Origin of the sequence: Streptococcus oralis (assembly GCF_023110435.1) — a bacterium.
GTDB classification, from domain to species: domain Bacteria; phylum Bacillota; class Bacilli; order Lactobacillales; family Streptococcaceae; genus Streptococcus; species Streptococcus oralis_CF.
The window spans coordinates 441,230-456,129 of the sequence record NZ_JALDWB010000001.1; the positions used below are offsets into that span (position 1 = coordinate 441,230).

Annotated in this window: 15 protein-coding genes; 12 read left to right on the plus strand and 3 right to left on the minus strand. The window is 41.1% G+C overall.

All coding sequences use genetic code 11. The features are described from left to right. Positions 1 to 51 precede the first annotated feature (51 nt). A complete protein-coding gene (gene rpsT, locus M1F97_RS02290; RefSeq protein WP_001274000.1) occupies positions 52 to 288 on the minus strand; it encodes a 30S ribosomal protein S20 in 237 nt (78 codons plus the stop codon). Positions 289 to 355: 67 nt separating this feature from the next. Next, a complete protein-coding gene (coaA, locus tag M1F97_RS02295) occupies positions 356 to 1,276 on the minus strand; it encodes a type I pantothenate kinase (RefSeq protein ID WP_247944049.1) in 921 nt (306 codons plus the stop codon). Positions 1,277 to 1,478: 202 nt separating this feature from the next. Here coaA and M1F97_RS02300 point away from each other — a divergent pair, with 202 nt between their 5' ends. The 9 genes from M1F97_RS02300 (at position 1,479) to M1F97_RS02340 (ending at position 9,833) form a co-directional block, all read left to right on the plus strand. Then, positions 1,479 to 1,883, plus strand: coding sequence for a hypothetical protein (locus M1F97_RS02300; protein ID WP_247944050.1), 405 nt, complete (start codon positions 1,479 to 1,481; stop codon positions 1,881 to 1,883). A gap of 202 nt (positions 1,884 to 2,085) precedes the next feature. After that, entirely contained in the window at positions 2,086 to 2,676 is a 591-nt protein-coding gene (locus M1F97_RS02305; protein ID WP_247944051.1) for a class I SAM-dependent methyltransferase, read from the plus strand. After that, positions 2,673 to 3,950, plus strand: coding sequence for a pyrimidine-nucleoside phosphorylase (locus M1F97_RS02310; protein ID WP_247944052.1), 1,278 nt, complete (start codon positions 2,673 to 2,675; stop codon positions 3,948 to 3,950). The genes M1F97_RS02305 and M1F97_RS02310 overlap by 4 nt, the downstream gene beginning before the upstream one ends. Before the next feature lie 19 nt (positions 3,951 to 3,969). Continuing rightward, the gene (gene deoC / locus M1F97_RS02315; RefSeq protein ID WP_247944053.1) at positions 3,970 to 4,632 is read left to right on the plus strand and encodes a deoxyribose-phosphate aldolase; all 663 of its coding nucleotides are present in this window, start codon (positions 3,970 to 3,972) and stop codon (positions 4,630 to 4,632) included. Continuing rightward, positions 4,619 to 5,008 carry a cytidine deaminase gene (locus M1F97_RS02320; protein WP_247944054.1) on the plus strand — a complete coding sequence of 130 codons (390 nt, stop codon included), beginning with the start codon at positions 4,619 to 4,621 and terminating at the stop codon, positions 5,006 to 5,008. Before deoC ends, M1F97_RS02320 begins: the two co-directional genes overlap by 14 nt. A gap of 90 nt (positions 5,009 to 5,098) precedes the next feature. Then, positions 5,099 to 6,151 (plus strand): BMP family lipoprotein, encoded by a 1,053-nt coding sequence (locus M1F97_RS02325; RefSeq protein ID WP_247944055.1) that lies wholly within the window; start codon positions 5,099 to 5,101, stop codon positions 6,149 to 6,151. A gap of 136 nt (positions 6,152 to 6,287) precedes the next feature. Beyond that, a complete protein-coding gene (locus M1F97_RS02330; RefSeq protein ID WP_247944056.1) occupies positions 6,288 to 7,823 on the plus strand; it encodes an ABC transporter ATP-binding protein in 1,536 nt (511 codons plus the stop codon). Next, positions 7,816 to 8,874: an ABC transporter permease gene (locus M1F97_RS02335; protein WP_247944057.1), complete on the plus strand. Its 1,059-nt coding sequence runs from the start codon at positions 7,816 to 7,818 to the stop codon at positions 8,872 to 8,874. The genes M1F97_RS02330 and M1F97_RS02335 overlap by 8 nt, the downstream gene beginning before the upstream one ends. Positions 8,875 to 8,876: 2 nt before the next feature. Beyond that, positions 8,877 to 9,833, plus strand: coding sequence for an ABC transporter permease (locus M1F97_RS02340; RefSeq protein ID WP_247944058.1), 957 nt, complete (start codon positions 8,877 to 8,879; stop codon positions 9,831 to 9,833). Between the two features lie 33 nt (positions 9,834 to 9,866). On the opposite strand, the gene plsY is transcribed toward M1F97_RS02340, so the two are convergent. Further along, a complete protein-coding gene (gene plsY / locus M1F97_RS02345; RefSeq protein ID WP_247944059.1) occupies positions 9,867 to 10,508 on the minus strand; it encodes a glycerol-3-phosphate 1-O-acyltransferase PlsY in 642 nt (213 codons plus the stop codon). A 135-nt stretch (positions 10,509 to 10,643) separates the two neighbouring features. On the opposite strand from plsY, the gene parE reads away from it, so the two are divergent. From parE to M1F97_RS02360, 3 genes are all read left to right on the plus strand, one after another. Then, a complete protein-coding gene (parE, locus tag M1F97_RS02350) occupies positions 10,644 to 12,587 on the plus strand; it encodes a DNA topoisomerase IV subunit B (RefSeq protein WP_247944060.1) in 1,944 nt (647 codons plus the stop codon). Between the two features lie 18 nt (positions 12,588 to 12,605). Continuing rightward, the gene (locus tag M1F97_RS02355) at positions 12,606 to 13,820 is read left to right on the plus strand and encodes an AbiH family protein (RefSeq protein ID WP_247944061.1); all 1,215 of its coding nucleotides are present in this window, start codon (positions 12,606 to 12,608) and stop codon (positions 13,818 to 13,820) included. Positions 13,821 to 14,083: 263 nt separating this feature from the next. Then, positions 14,084 to 14,830, plus strand: coding sequence for a DUF6261 family protein (locus M1F97_RS02360; protein ID WP_247944062.1), 747 nt, complete (start codon positions 14,084 to 14,086; stop codon positions 14,828 to 14,830). Positions 14,831 to 14,900: the final 70 nt, after the last annotated feature.

Here is a 14,900-nt window from a genome sequence, read left to right on the forward strand (position 1 = left end):
TTCTACCTTTTTGTATTCAAGGACAAAAAAACAGCCTCTATGGACTGTTTCTTATTTAGCAAGTTTAGCTGAAAGACGAGCTTTATCGCGGCTTGCTTTGTTTTTATGAATCAAACCTTTAGTTTCTGCTTTGTCAATAGCTGAGCTAGCAGCACGGAAAAGTTCTTCAGAAGGGTTTGCTTCGAAAGCTTTGATAGCAGTACGCATAGCTGATTTTTGAGCTGAGTTTTTTTCGTTTTGTTTAACGTTCAATTCAGCGCGTTTGATAGCTGATTTAATGTTTGCCAATGTTCTTACCTCCATATTTACTAACTATACCATTATATATGAAAACTTAGGTTTTGACAAGGGAAAATTATTTTTTTAGGTAAATTTCATCGATTTCATGGTTTTTAGTCTTGTGGAGAATAACCTCGGCACGATTCCTTGTCGGTTCGATATAGTTTTGTAAATTTATTAGATTAATGCTGGTCCAGATCTGATGAGCGAAGGCTTCGACCTCTCCAATCGGCATTTGCGTAAAGCGGTGGTAGTAGCTGTTGGGATCATTTTGGGCAAAGCTGAGTAGTTTTAAGAAACGATCCAGATACCAACTTTCAATGTCCTCGACTGCTGCATCAACGTAGATGGAGAAATCAAAGAAATCAGTGATGTAAAGGCGCTCATTTTGAGGGTTTTGAAAGACATTAATTCCCTCGACAATGACAAAGTCAGCAGCTTTGACACGTTGCTTTTCCCTAGGAACGATGTCATACACTTCATGAGAATAGACAGGAATATCGACATCTTGCCCATTCTTTAGGCAGTCAAGAAAATTCAACAAGGCTTCCATATCATAACTTTCAGGAAAACCTTTGCGATTTAAGATATCTTGGTCAATCAAGGTTTGATTGGGATAGAGAAAACCGTCAGTTGTCACCAATTCTACAGTAGCATCTGGGAGAGTACGTGATAGAAGAATCTGAAGTAAGCGACTAGTAGTCGATTTCCCCACAGCAACACTTCCAGAAACCCCAATGATAAATGGCTGGGATTTGCTTTCACGTTGGAGGAAAATTCCTTTTGAAAATGCCAAATCATCCTTGGTGCGCTTGTAAATATGGATAAGATGGACAAGGGGAAGATAGACATCCGTTACGTCCTGCAGACTAATCTGGTCATTGAAACTCTTGATGGATTCTAACTCTTCCTCTGTCAAGGGAGGAGTTGTTTTGCGATGCAATGATTGCCAAGTCTGGCGACTGATTTTCTCAAAATGTAAAAATTCGTTGGTCATTTGTTTTCCCCTAGATATTTTGTTTATCATACCATAAAAAGCTAAAAAAATAAAGCGGTTTCTTGATGGTAGTAAGTCAATATCGTATAATAGAGGTAGATGGAGGTTGAATAATTTAATGATGAGATAGGGAATTGTTTCTGAAGACTTGTCAGTTATTAAAAGTGGGCTTTTTTAGTTTGCAACTTATAGGAGGCATACAATGAAAATCTTGAGATGTTACATATTGGAACTCTGTTTTATTTTAAGTTTTGCACTACCTTTTATAAGGGGAGCGAATGCGGATAATGGTAGACGCTTTGTAGAAACTTATTACGGTTTTACCTTCTTAATGGATCATCTTCTTGTAACAGTTATCTTTATCTGTTCACTCTTGATTGCTTGGTTAGTAAAAAAGCAGTGGACGAAATGGCTTGCTGCTGGTAGTTATCTATTTTTGATTTTGTGGATTGCTACAGAAGGTTATTTATTCCGTATGTCGCTAGAAGATTTGATACGACTTTGGACAAGTTTGGAAATCTTGATACAAACTTATCAGTTGGGTTTTTATCTAAACATCATATTGGGAATCCTGTTGATAATAAAGTGTTTTAAGTTTAAGAAATAGTAATAAAAATGCGCCTGATTACAGACGATCTGTTTTTTCCTGACTATGATAATTTGTAGTTCCCGATCGATTGTAATGTATTTCTAATAATTGAAAGAGATTGAAGAAAAGGTTTTTTGACTAGGATTCTTCAGTCTTTTTCATTTTATCATCACTTTGCAAACGATTTACAATTCAAGCCAAATTATGGTAAAATAGTTTTATGAGTAAAATGTATTATGCAGAAAATCCTGATGCTGCTCACGACATTCATGAGTTGGGAGTGGAGTTGTTGGGACAAAAAATGACCTTTTTGACGGATGCGGGTGTTTTTAGCAAGAAAATGGTTGACTTTGGGAGTCAGCTTTTATTGAAGTGTCTAGAGGTTAATAAAGGAGAAACGGTCCTTGATGTCGGCTGTGGGTATGGTCCCCTAGGACTTTCTTTGGTCAAGGCTTATGGAGTTCAGGCAACCATGGTCGATATCAATAATCGCGCCTTGGACTTAGCGCGACAAAATGCTGAACGAAATAAAGTAGAAGCAACGATTTTTCAATCCAATATCTATGACCAAGTTGAAGGGAAATTTGACCATGTTATTTCCAATCCGCCTATTCGAGCGGGCAAGCAGGTTGTTCATGAGATTATCGAAAAGAGCAGTGATTTCTTGAAAGACGGAGGAGATTTAACCATCGTCATTCAGAAAAAGCAAGGAGCTCCAAGTGCTAGAAATAAGATGGAAGACGTGTTTGAAAATTGTGAAATCGTAAAGAAAGATAAGGGATATTATATCCTTAGAAGTGTGAAAGAATGAGAGCAGTTGATTTAATCCAAAAGAAACGAGATGGTCAAGAACTGACTGCAAATGAAATCAAGTGGTTGGTAGAAGGCTATGTAGCTGGAACTGTTCCAGATTACCAAATGTCTGCCTTTGCTATGGCTGTTTATTTCAAAGGAATGACCACACGTGAGATCTCTGACCTGACGATGAATATGGTCAAGACAGGTCAGGAGTTTGATTTATCAGCCATAGATGGTATCAAAGTGGATAAACACTCAACAGGTGGTGTTGGTGATAAGGTGACCTTGATTCTAGCTCCTTTAGTAGCCAGCTTTGGTGTGCCGGTTGCAAAAATGAGTGGTCGTGGTCTCGGACATACTGGCGGAACTTTAGATAAGTTAGAAGCGATCAAGGGCTATCAAGTCGAGCGCAGTCAAGAAGATTTCATTCGTCAGGTACAGGACATTGGTGTATCTGTTATTGGGCAGTCAGATCAGTTGGTTAAAGCAGACAAACTTCTCTATGCTCTTCGTGATGTGACAGCGACTGTCGACACCATTCCTTTGATTGCAAGCTCTGTCATGAGCAAGAAAATCGCTGCAGGAGCGGATGCCATTTTGCTAGACGTAACGGTCGGTGAGGGTGCCTTTATGAAGACTGTCAATGAGGCGCGCGAATTGGCTCAAACCATGGTTGATTTGGGGAAGGCAGTTGGTCGAAAAACAGTTGCAGTCATTACAGATATGAGCCAACCCTTGGGACGAGCTATCGGCAATCGTCTTGAAATCCTAGAAGCAATCGAAATTCTTCAAGGAAAAGGTCGAGAAGATATTAGTCACTTTATTTGTGAACTAGCTCAGATTATGCTTGGTTTGGCAAATGTTGAGAAGACAGTTGAAGAAGTACGTCAACATCTTGAGAATGGACAAGCTCTGGCCAAGTTTGAAGAAATGGTAGCAGCACAAGGCGGTGATTTAGAAGATCTCTATCGTCCAGTAAATGTTGCGCATGTGGTGGAAATCCCAGCTCAAGAGACCGGTGTCATTTCAGCTCTTCCAGCTATGGAATTTGGTCTATATGCCATGAGATTGGGAGCTGGTCGTGCAGTCAAGTCTGATCCTTTAGACTATGAAACTGGAATCGTTTTTGATAAAAAAGTTGGTGAACCTGTCCAGAAGGGTGAAATTGTCGCAAAAGTATATACAAATGGAAAAATTTCTCCTCAACTAGTTACAGAATTTCAAAAATATGTTAAAATGAATGATGGAGTGCAAAGTTTACGAGAAATTATAGAAATTATCTCATAAAACCAGGGAGAATCCGAATATGAAGTTAAATAAATATATCGATCATACGCTTTTAAAGCAAGATGCAAGTCAAGAACAAATTGATCGTTTGCTATCTGAAGCACGTGAGTATGACTTTGCCAGTGTCTGTGTTAATCCGACTTGGGTTGCTCATTCAAAGGCGGGGCTTGAAGATTCAGATGTGAAGGTTTGTACAGTAGTTGGTTTCCCGTTGGGAGCAACAACTTCAGCTGTAAAAGCTTTTGAAACAAAAGAAGCTGTTCAAAACGGTGCAGATGAGATTGATATGGTTATCAATGTCGGTGCCCTCAAATCAGGCAATCTGGATTTAGTTGAATCGGACATCCGTGCTGTAGTAGAAGCAAGTGGTGACAAGTTGGTGAAAGTCATTATCGAAGCTTGCTTGTTGACGGACGATGAAAAGGTTGTGGCTTGCCAATTATCCCAGAAAGCAGGCGCTGACTTTGTCAAAACATCAACTGGATTTTCAACTGGAGGAGCAACTCTGCCAGATGTCAAATTAATGCGTCAAACAGTGGGACCTGATATGGGTGTTAAAGCTGCTGGTGGAGCGCGTTCTTACGCAGACGCTCTTGCCTTTGTGGAGGCAGGTGCTACTCGTATTGGAACATCCGCTGGTGTAGCAATCTTAAAAGGAGAATTGGCTGATGGCGACTACTGAGTTAATCGAACTAGCAATTGAAACCAGCAAGAATGCCTATGTGCCCTATTCTCACTTTCCTATCGGAGCTGTTTTAGTAGCCAAGGATGGTAGCATTTATACGGGTGTGAATATCGAGAATGCTAGTTATCCTTTGACTAACTGTGGAGAGCGGACAGCTATTTTCAAAGCAGTCTCTGAAGGGCAACGGGAATTTTCAGAATTGGTTGTCTACGGTCAAACTGAAAAACCCATCTCACCATGTGGTGCTTGTCGCCAGGTCATGATTGAGTTTTTTGAACAAGATCTAAAGGTGACACTTGTCGCCAAAGATAAATCGACGGTCGAGATGACGGTCGGGGAGTTACTTCCATACTCATTTACAGACTTAAATTAGTCTGGGCCACTCTTGCAGTGGCTGTGGTCTGTGTGACCAAACAATCCATACTTGCAACATCGTTGCGTATCTTATTTAGGAGGTTCAGTAATGAACAAGAAACAATGGCTAGGCCTTGGTCTAGTTGCAGTAGCAGCAATTGGACTTGCTGCATGTGGTAACCGCTCTTCTCGTAACGCAGATTCATCTTCAACTGTGAAGACAAAAGCTGCAATCGTAACGGACACTGGTGGTGTTGATGATAAATCATTCAACCAATCAGCTTGGGAAGGTCTTCAAGCTTGGGGTAAAGAGCACAACCTTTCTAAAGATAAAGGTTACACTTACTTCCAATCAACAAGTGAAGCAGACTATGCGAACAACTTGCAACAAGCAGCTGGAAGCTACAACTTGATCTTCGGTGTTGGTTTTGCCCTTCACAATGCAGTTGAAGAAGCAGCAAAAGAGCACACAGACTTGAACTATGTTTTGATCGATGACGTAATCAAAGATCAAAAGAACGTTGCAAGTGTTACTTTCGCGGATAACGAAGCAGCTTACCTTGCAGGTGTTGCAGCCGCTAAAACAACTAAGACAAAACAAATCGGTTTTGTAGGTGGTATGGAATCTGAAGTTATCTCACGTTTTGAAGCTGGTTTCAAAGCTGGTGTTGCATCAGTTGACTCATCTATCAAAGTACAAGTAGACTACGCTGGTTCATTCGGTGACGCTGCTAAAGGTAAAACAATCGCTGCTGCACAATACGCTGCAGGTGCTGACGTTGTATACCAAGTAGCAGGTGGTACTGGAGCAGGTGTCTTCTCTGAAGCGAAATCACTCAACGAAAGCCGTCCAGAAAATGAAAAAGTTTGGGTTATTGGTGTTGACCGTGACCAAGTGGAAGAAGGTAAATACACTTCTAAAGACGGTAAAGAATCTAACTTTGTCCTTGCTTCTACTTTGAAACAAGTTGGTACAACTGTAAAAGATATCGCTAATAAAGCGGAAAAAGGTGAATTCCCTGGTGGACAAGTGATCGTCTACTCATTGAAAGATAAAGGGGTTGACTTGGCAATAACAAACCTTTCAGAAGAAGGTAAGAAAGCTGTTGAGGATGCAAAAGCTAAAATTCTTGACGGAAGCATTAAAGTTCCTGAAAAATAATGGATAAAAGTCATTTCTTAGGAAGCGGCCATCGGTCGCTTCTTTAAGAATTGAGGCAATTTTTGTCTCAATAGAGCTTGTTAATGTGATTAGCAGGTTTTATTGAAATAAAATAAACCTCTGAAAGGAAGAGCATATGGCACACGAAAATGTCATTGAGATGCGGGAAATTACCAAGGTGTTTGGTGAATTTGTAGCAAACGACAAAATCAACTTGCAACTGCGAAAAGGTGAAATCCATGCACTTTTAGGAGAAAACGGAGCTGGGAAATCCACTCTGATGAACATGCTAGCGGGACTTCTTGAACCAACTAGTGGTGAGATTGCGGTGAATGGTCAGGTTGTAAAACTAGACTCACCATCTAAAGCTGCTAGTTTGGGGATCGGAATGGTTCACCAACACTTTATGTTGGTTGAAGCTTTCACAGTAGCTGAAAATATCATTTTAGGGAGTGAAATCACTAAAAATGGTGTTCTAGATATAGCTGGTGCTACTAAAGAAATCAAGGCTCTTTCTGAACGTTATGGTCTAGCAGTGGATCCTGCTGCCAAAGTGGCGGACATTTCTGTCGGTGCTCAACAACGTGTAGAAATCTTGAAAACACTCTATCGTGGTGCTGATATCCTTATCTTTGACGAACCTACAGCGGTATTAACTCCTTCGGAGATTGATGAGTTGATGGCTATTATGAAAAACCTTGTCAAGGAAGGCAAATCCATCATCTTGATTACCCACAAGTTGGATGAAATCCGTGCAGTCTCTGATCGTGTTACGGTTATCCGTCGAGGAAAATCTATTGAGACTGTTGAGATTGCAGGAGCAACCAATGCAGATTTGGCTGAAATGATGGTTGGACGTTCCGTATCCTTTAAGACAGCCAAACAAGCGGCCCAGCCAAAAGATGTGGTCTTGTCTATCAAAGACCTAGTTGTCAATGAAAACCGTGGTGTTCCAGCTGTTAAGAACCTTTCTTTGGATGTTCGTGCTGGTGAAATTGTCGGTATTGCGGGTATTGACGGAAATGGTCAGTCAGAACTGATTCAAGCTATCACAGGCCTTCGGAAAGTTGAGTCTGGTAGCATTGATTTGAAAGGAAAGTCAGTTGTCGGTATGCATCCTCGACAAATTACTGAGATGAGTGTGGGCCATGTTCCAGAAGACCGTCATCGCGATGGTTTGATTTTGGATATGATGATTTCGGAAAATATCGCTCTTCAAACTTACTACAAAGAACCACTCAGTAAGAATGGTATCTTGAACTATGCCAATATCACTTCTCATGCCAAGAAACTGATGGAAGAATTTGACGTCCGTGCTGCTAACGAGTTTGTTCCAGCAGCAGCTCTTTCAGGGGGGAATCAGCAAAAAGCAATTATCGCTCGTGAGATTGACCGAGACCCTGATCTCCTAATCGTTAGCCAACCGACACGTGGTTTGGACGTTGGTGCCATTGAGTACATTCACAAACGCTTGATTGAGGAACGTGATAATGGCAAGGCTGTTCTCGTTGTCAGCTTTGAATTGGATGAGATTTTAAATGTCTCAGACCGTATTGCTGTTATTCACGATGGGAAGATTCAAGGTATTGTGTCGCCAGAAACGACTAACAAACAAGAACTTGGTGTCTTGATGGCTGGTGGAAGCTTGGGAAAGGAGAAGAGTGATGTCTAAAAAATTACAACAAATTTCGGTTCCCCTGATTTCCGTATTCTTAGGAATCTTACTCGGAGCCATCGTTATGTGGATCTTCGGCTACGATGCTATTTGGGGTTATGAGGAGTTGTTCTACACAGCCTTCGGTAGTCTGCGTGGTATCGGTGAGATTTTCCGTGCCATGGGACCTCTTGTCTTGATTGGTCTTGGTTTTGCGGTTGCCAGTCGTGCAGGCTTCTTTAACGTTGGTCTTCCTGGACAGGCTCTTGCAGGTTGGGTTATGAGTGGGTGGTTTGCCCTTTCAAATCCTGATATGCCACGTCCTTTGATGATTCTTGCGACAGTTGTTATTGCCCTTATTGCTGGTGGGGTTGTCGGAGCTATTCCAGGTATCCTCAGAGCTTATCTCGGAACATCGGAAGTTATCGTGACCATCATGATGAACTACATTGTATTGTATGTGGGAAATACCTTTATCCGCTCTTTCCCTAAAGAATTGATGCAAAGTACAGACTCGACAATCCGTGTCGGTGCCAACGCCGCCTACCAGACACCATGGTTGTCTGAGTTGACTGGAAATTCTCGTATGAATATCGGAATTTTCTTTGCGGTTATTGCAGTAGTTGTCATCTGGTTCTTGCTCAAGAAAACAACTCTTGGTTTTGAAATCCGTGCAGTTGGTCTCAACCCAAATGCTTCTGAGTACGCAGGTATCTCTGCCAAACGCACAATTATCCTATCTATGATTATTTCAGGAGCCTTGGCAGGTTTAGGTGGAGCAGTTGAAGGTCTGGGAACTTTCCAAAACGTTTATGTTCAAGGTTCGTCATTGGCTATCGGATTTAACGGAATGGCAGTTAGTCTCCTTGCAGCAAACTCTCCAATCGGTATTCTATTTGCAGCCTTCCTATTTGGAGTTCTCCAAGTCGGAGCACCTGGTATGAATGCTGCGCAAGTACCATCAGAGCTTGTTAGCATCGTAACGGCGTCTATTATCTTCTTTGTCAGCGTTCACTACCTTATCGAGCGTTTTGTCAAACCGAAAAAACAAGCAAAAGGAGGTAAGTAAAGATGTCTATTACAACAATGCTAACCCTCTTGGTATCCTCTATGTTGATCTACTCAGCACCTCTTGTCTTTACGAGTATTGGTGGGGTCTTCTCTGAACGTGGAGGGGTAGTCAATGTCGGTCTTGAGGGAATTATGGTTATGGGTGCCTTTTCTGGGGTAGTCTTCAACCTTGAATTTGCAGAACAACTTGGATCAGCAACTCCTTGGCTTGCCTTATTGGTCGGAGGAATTGTGGGAGCGATTTTCTCAATTATCCACGCAGCTGCAACCGTTCACTTCCGTGCGGACCATGTTGTCAGTGGAACAGTGTTGAACTTGATGGCGCCAGCTTTAGCAGTCTTTTTGGTCAAAGTTCTTTATAACAAAGGACAAACCGACAACTTGAGCCAAACTTTTGGACGTTTTGATTTCCCTGTTTTGGCAAATATCCCAGTAATCGGCGATATCTTTTTCAAGTCAACGAGTCTGCTTGGTTACTTGGCGATTTCCTTCTCATTTCTTGCTTGGTTTATCCTCTTTAAGACCCGCTTTGGTCTTCGTCTTCGCTCTGTCGGTGAACACCCTCAAGCAGCGGATACCTTGGGGATCAATGTTTACAAGATGAGATATTTTGGAGTTATCATTTCTGGTTTCCTTGGCGGAATTGGTGGAGCTATCTACGCCCAATCAATCTCAGTCAACTTCTCAGTGACAACTATTGTCGGTCCTGGATTTATCGCTCTTGCCGCTATGATTTTTGGTAAATGGAATCCAATCGGAGCTATGCTTTCAAGTCTCTTCTTTGGACTCTCTCAAAGTTTGGCCGTTATTGGTTCCCAACTTCCTTTCTTGCAAGGAGTACCTGCGGTATACCTCCAAATTGCGCCTTATGTTTTGACAGTTATTGTCTTGGCAGCCTTCTTTGGAAAAGCTGTTGCACCAAAGGCAGATGGTATCAACTACATCAAATCAAAATAAGCATACAAAAAAACGTCAGTTCAAACTGGCGTTTTATTTTTTAGGATTTTGATGAGTCAAGTTGAGTCCCCAAGGAACAAGGTTTTCAGTTTTGTTTTTGATGCGTGTGATATTATCCTTGTGACGAATGATAATCAAGCTAGCAAGCGCTAGGATAATCACGATAAAAAGAAGGTCATAGCTGTTTAGGATGAAACCAAATAGTGGAAATAGGAGAATTCCGATAACGGCTGCGATAGAAGCAGTAACGCTAGACAGGGAAATCATACTACTAAGATAGAGGGTTCCAAAGAATACGACTGCTAGGTAGAGGCAGAAAACAGGAGCAAATCCAAAAACCACTCCAGCACTTGTTGCGACAGCCTTGCCTCCTTTAAATCCTGCAAAGATAGGAAAGGTATGTCCAATGACAGCCAAAAGTCCAAAGACAAGAGGCGATACACCTTGTAGGTGGAAAAGGATTGGAAGGAGAGTGGCCAAGGTTCCTTTAAAGAAGTCAATCACAAAGGTTGCCATACCCGCTTTCTTACCTAAAATTCGGAAAGTATTGGTTGTTCCGGTGTTTCCAGAACCATGTTCACGCAGATTTGTTTGAAAGAAAATTTGTCCAATCCATAGACCAGACGGAATCGAACCTAGCAAATAAGCTAGAATTAATAATACAAATGTCATCATAGACCTATTATACCATGAAATGCTGTGGAAAGTCAGAGAATATCTTGTGAAATTGTGACGGCTGAATGGGAAAAATTTTGCAAAATCCCTAGAAAACCTGTAAAATAGAAAAGATGAACAAATAGGAGGTTCCTTGTGTCAAAAAAGGAAATCAATATTAATAACTACAATGATGATGCCATTCAGGTGCTAGAAGGGTTGGATGCGGTCCGTAAACGTCCGGGTATGTATATCGGATCGACTGACGGTGCGGGTCTTCATCACCTAGTCTGGGAAATAGTGGACAATGCAGTCGATGAAGCCTTGTCTGGCTTTGGTGACCGCATTGATGTGACTATCAATAAAGATGGCAGTTTAACAGTAGAGGACCATGGTCGTGGAATGCCGACTGGTATGCACGCCATGGGAATCCCAACTGTTGAGGTTATCTTTACCATTCTCCACGCTGGAGGGAAATTCGGTCAAGGTGGCTATAAGACATCTGGAGGTCTCCACGGGGTTGGTTCTTCTGTCGTTAATGCCCTTTCTAGCTGGTTGGAAGTTGAAATCACTCGTGACGGTGCAGTCTACAAGCAACGTTTTGAAAATGGCGGGAAACCCGTCACAACCTTGAAGAAAATTGGCACAGCACCCAAGTCTAAGACAGGTACCAAAGTTACCTTCATGCCTGACGCGACTATCTTTTCTACTACTGATTTCAAGTACAATACCATTTCAGAACGACTCAATGAGTCAGCCTTTCTCTTAAAAAATGTTACCTTGTCTTTGACAGATAAGCGAACAGATGAAGCAATCGAGTTCCATTATGAGAACGGGGTACAAGACTTTGTTTCTTACCTCAATGAAGACAAGGAAACCTTGACGCCAGTTCTATACTTTGAAGGCGAAGACAATGGTTTCCAAGTGGAAGTTGCCCTCCAGTACAATGATGGATTTTCAGATAATATTTTATCATTTGTCAATAACGTTCGTACCAAGGACGGTGGAACCCATGAGACAGGACTCAAGTCAGCCATTACCAAGGTCATGAATGACTACGCTCGTAAGACGGGACTTCTCAAGGAAAAAGATAAAAATCTTGAAGGCTCAGACTACCGCGAGGGACTAGCAGCCGTTCTTTCTATTCTGGTTCCTGAAGAACACCTCCAGTTTGAAGGTCAGACCAAGGATAAACTGGGGAGTCCACTAGCTCGTCCGGTTGTGGATGGAATTGTAGCTGATAAGTTGACCTTCTTCCTTATGGAAAATGGGGAACTGGCTTCAAATCTCATCCGCAAGGCTATCAAGGCGCGTGATGCCCGTGAGGCGGCACGTAAGGCACGTGATGAGAGCCGAAATGGTAAGAAAAACAAGAAAGACAAAGGCTTGCTGTCTGGAAAATTGACCCCAGCCCAGTCTAAAAATCCAGCAAAGAATGAACTCTACCTGGTCGAGGGTGATTCTGCCGGCGGTTCTGCCAAACAAGGTCGTGACCGTAAGTTTCAGGCTATCTTGCCCCTTCGTGGTAAGGTTATCAATACAGCCAAGGCCAAGATGGCGGATATCCTCAAAAATGAGGAAATCAACACTATGATTTACACTATCGGTGCAGGTGTTGGGGCAGACTTCTCTATTGAAGATGCCAATTATGACAAGATCATTATCATGACCGATGCGGATACTGATGGTGCCCATATTCAAACTCTTCTCTTAACTTTCTTTTACCGCTACATGCGTCCGCTAGTTGAGGCAGGACATGTCTATATCGCCCTTCCGCCTCTTTACAAGATGTCCAAAGGCAAAGGCAAGAAAGAAGAAGTAGCTTATGCTTGGACGGACGGAGAGCTAGAAGAACTACGGAATCAGTTCGGTAAAGGCGCTACCCTCCAACGCTACAAGGGGCTTGGTGAGATGAACGCGGACCAGCTCTGGGAAACAACCATGAATCCAGAAACCCGCACTCTTATCCGTGTTACAATTGAAGATCTAGCACGCGCTGAACGCCGCGTAAACGTCCTCATGGGAGACAAGGTCGGACCACGCCGCAAGTGGATTGAAGATAATGTCAAGTTTACGCTTGAGGAGAGTGGGGTGTTTTGAAAGGATGAAAAAGAGAATATGAGTTATACCAAATATACAAATCAAGAATTTGAAAAATTGGCTGATGATGGCCAAATTAATATTATGGCTTTGTTTGGTAATGGAGTAGATATTCAGTTAATGGAATATCTAGGTTCTCCGTATCGGACTTCTTATCAAAATTTCTATAATTATCTTTGCTATAAGAATTTTGATAAAGATAATATGATCTTTAAAAAAATGACTGAGGATAAGAAAGATAATGAAAAAGATCCTAATATTAAGAAAAACTGGAGTGACTTTGAGAATAGTTTAATTGAGATCTTTAATCAACCAAGCTGGCTGGACGAAGAGAAATTGGCTAACGATTTCACTCAATTTCAAATCGAGTTCTCAAATTTTTTAAATGAAATAATTATTCCTAATATGCTTGCTAAGTTAGGGAATGATAGCACAGAAAAAGGGATTGCTCTTAATTCTTTTACCCGTTTTTTAGGTGATTTAGATACGAAAAATTTCAATAAATTGGCTTTTCCTCGTAAAACCAAACATTATTCTTTATTTAACTGGGAAATTTTAAATTTCAACTATACTTCGATGTTAGATAATATTTTATTGCTTGATAAAGGACAATTTGATCCGCATCCCCATAAGTTTGCAGATAGGCAGATTAAATTCTATCCAAATCCTGATGGTACACCGATTGATTTGCCCGGTTGGGGAATGGACTTGGAAACAAAAGAATGGTCACAAGGCTCTTATTTGGTAGATTCACATTTAAATGAAGAAACTAATTACTCCAGTTATTTAATGAGTAATATCAACCATCCTCATGGTTATCAGAATGTTCCAAAATCAATGTTATTCGGGTTTGATAATGAAGAACAAATAAAAAATAAAAAGAAAAGGTTTTTGGCTAAAAAATTTCTAAAACCTTATTGGGCCCAAAATGATAAAAGATATAAATTGTATTTTAATGACACTCATCTGTTCATTATTTATGGCATGTCAATAGGTAGCAGTGATTTTTGGTGGTGGAATAATATTCTTAACTCACTTTTGGAGACAGATGCTGAGTTGATTATTTATAATTACAATAGCAATAAAGAGTCTGATAGTGACACAATTAATAGATTTATTAATGCGGCAACCAACGAGAAACTGGATAATGGTAAACTAGATAAGCTTCATAAGAAAATTGCTATAGTTCAGTATAATTCTAAAACAAAACTAAATGCCTTCAAATTGGATTGAATCCATGATTATCCCCCATAATGAAATGACAATTTTCTCGCCAGATTTTCTGACAAGCTCGCCAGTTCTAAAGTGAAATCGTCCGATTTTCGGACGAGACCTTTCATGGCGAATTCTATTTGTCCGAAAATCGGACGAGTGTATTTTGAGTAAAAGACGAACCTTTGTTTTTCGGACGAGCTCTTGCAGGAGTAAAAAACTTTTTCCGAAAATCAGACGAAGTAAAAAGTACATTAAAATAAAAAAATTAGGAGATTATCCAGATGAAAAAAATTTATGGAATTAGCAGTTTAGATACAAAAGCTTTAGAAAACAACGAATTCTTTCAACTTCTATCTGAGAGCAAGGACGAGTTGGGGGCTTTTACAAAAGCCAATAAGTCTGAGCAGGTTTATGCAACGAAACTTGAGGATATGGAGAAACTTCTTGAGACCTTGCAAGCTGGTTTGCACCGTTCCAAGGCCAGTCAAACGGTGGCTAGTCTGGAAGCATCTGATCGTGAGCGTGATGATGCGCTTTCTACCTTGACTGGCTTGGTCAAGGCCTTCTCTCGTGTGAAAGAAGTAGGTAGCAAGGAAGCTTACGACAAACTCAGCAAACTTTTCAAAAATTATGCTGGGCTAACGAGTATGAGCTACGAAAAAGAGACAGAAGCTATTAACCATTTGCTTAAGGAGTTAAAAGATACTGACTACCAAACTGCCCTTGCAACCCTGCATTTGACAACTCATGTAGAAACCTTGACAAAGGCGCAAGCTCAGTTTGAAAAAGCCTATAAGGAGCGCTTGGCTGAGCAAAAAGGCAAGGCACCTAGTCAAAACAAGGAAGTCCGTGCGAAATTACAAGAAATCTATGACTTCCTTGTGGACTTTACTGCAATCAACGCCTATGCTTATCCAGATAAAAAGCAGTATGCAGATCTCCGTGACCATCTCAACGCTATCCGTAGTCGCTATAAAAAATTAACACCAAAGAAAAGCAAGCAAGAAGCAGTAGCTGAGGAAAAGTAGCTTTCTTCTGAAGAAGTCCCTCACAGATAGACGAGTTTTTGCAACATAAGGCGAAGTTTTGAAGTCCTAA

What these genes read in the sequence shown, in the direction of transcription:
- coaA (WP_247944049.1), bottom strand. Translation starts at nt 1,276, where the DNA reads ATGACCAACGAATTTTTACATTTTGAGAAAATCAGTCGCCAGACTTGG.
- M1F97_RS02300 (WP_247944050.1), top strand. Translation starts at nt 1,479, where the DNA reads ATGAAAATCTTGAGATGTTACATATTGGAACTCTGTTTTATTTTAAGT.
- M1F97_RS02305 (WP_247944051.1), top strand. Translation starts at nt 2,086, where the DNA reads ATGAGTAAAATGTATTATGCAGAAAATCCTGATGCTGCTCACGACATT.
- M1F97_RS02310 (WP_247944052.1), top strand. Translation starts at nt 2,673, where the DNA reads ATGAGAGCAGTTGATTTAATCCAAAAGAAACGAGATGGTCAAGAACTG.
- deoC (WP_247944053.1), top strand. Translation starts at nt 3,970, where the DNA reads ATGAAGTTAAATAAATATATCGATCATACGCTTTTAAAGCAAGATGCA.
- M1F97_RS02320 (WP_247944054.1), top strand. Translation starts at nt 4,619, where the DNA reads ATGGCGACTACTGAGTTAATCGAACTAGCAATTGAAACCAGCAAGAAT.
- M1F97_RS02325 (WP_247944055.1), top strand. Translation starts at nt 5,099, where the DNA reads ATGAACAAGAAACAATGGCTAGGCCTTGGTCTAGTTGCAGTAGCAGCA.
- M1F97_RS02330 (WP_247944056.1), top strand. Translation starts at nt 6,288, where the DNA reads ATGGCACACGAAAATGTCATTGAGATGCGGGAAATTACCAAGGTGTTT.
- M1F97_RS02335 (WP_247944057.1), top strand. Translation starts at nt 7,816, where the DNA reads ATGTCTAAAAAATTACAACAAATTTCGGTTCCCCTGATTTCCGTATTC.
- M1F97_RS02340 (WP_247944058.1), top strand. Translation starts at nt 8,877, where the DNA reads ATGTCTATTACAACAATGCTAACCCTCTTGGTATCCTCTATGTTGATC.
- plsY (WP_247944059.1), bottom strand. Translation starts at nt 10,508, where the DNA reads ATGATGACATTTGTATTATTAATTCTAGCTTATTTGCTAGGTTCGATT.
- M1F97_RS02355 (WP_247944061.1), top strand. Translation starts at nt 12,606, where the DNA reads ATGAGTTATACCAAATATACAAATCAAGAATTTGAAAAATTGGCTGAT.
- M1F97_RS02360 (WP_247944062.1), top strand. Translation starts at nt 14,084, where the DNA reads ATGAAAAAAATTTATGGAATTAGCAGTTTAGATACAAAAGCTTTAGAA.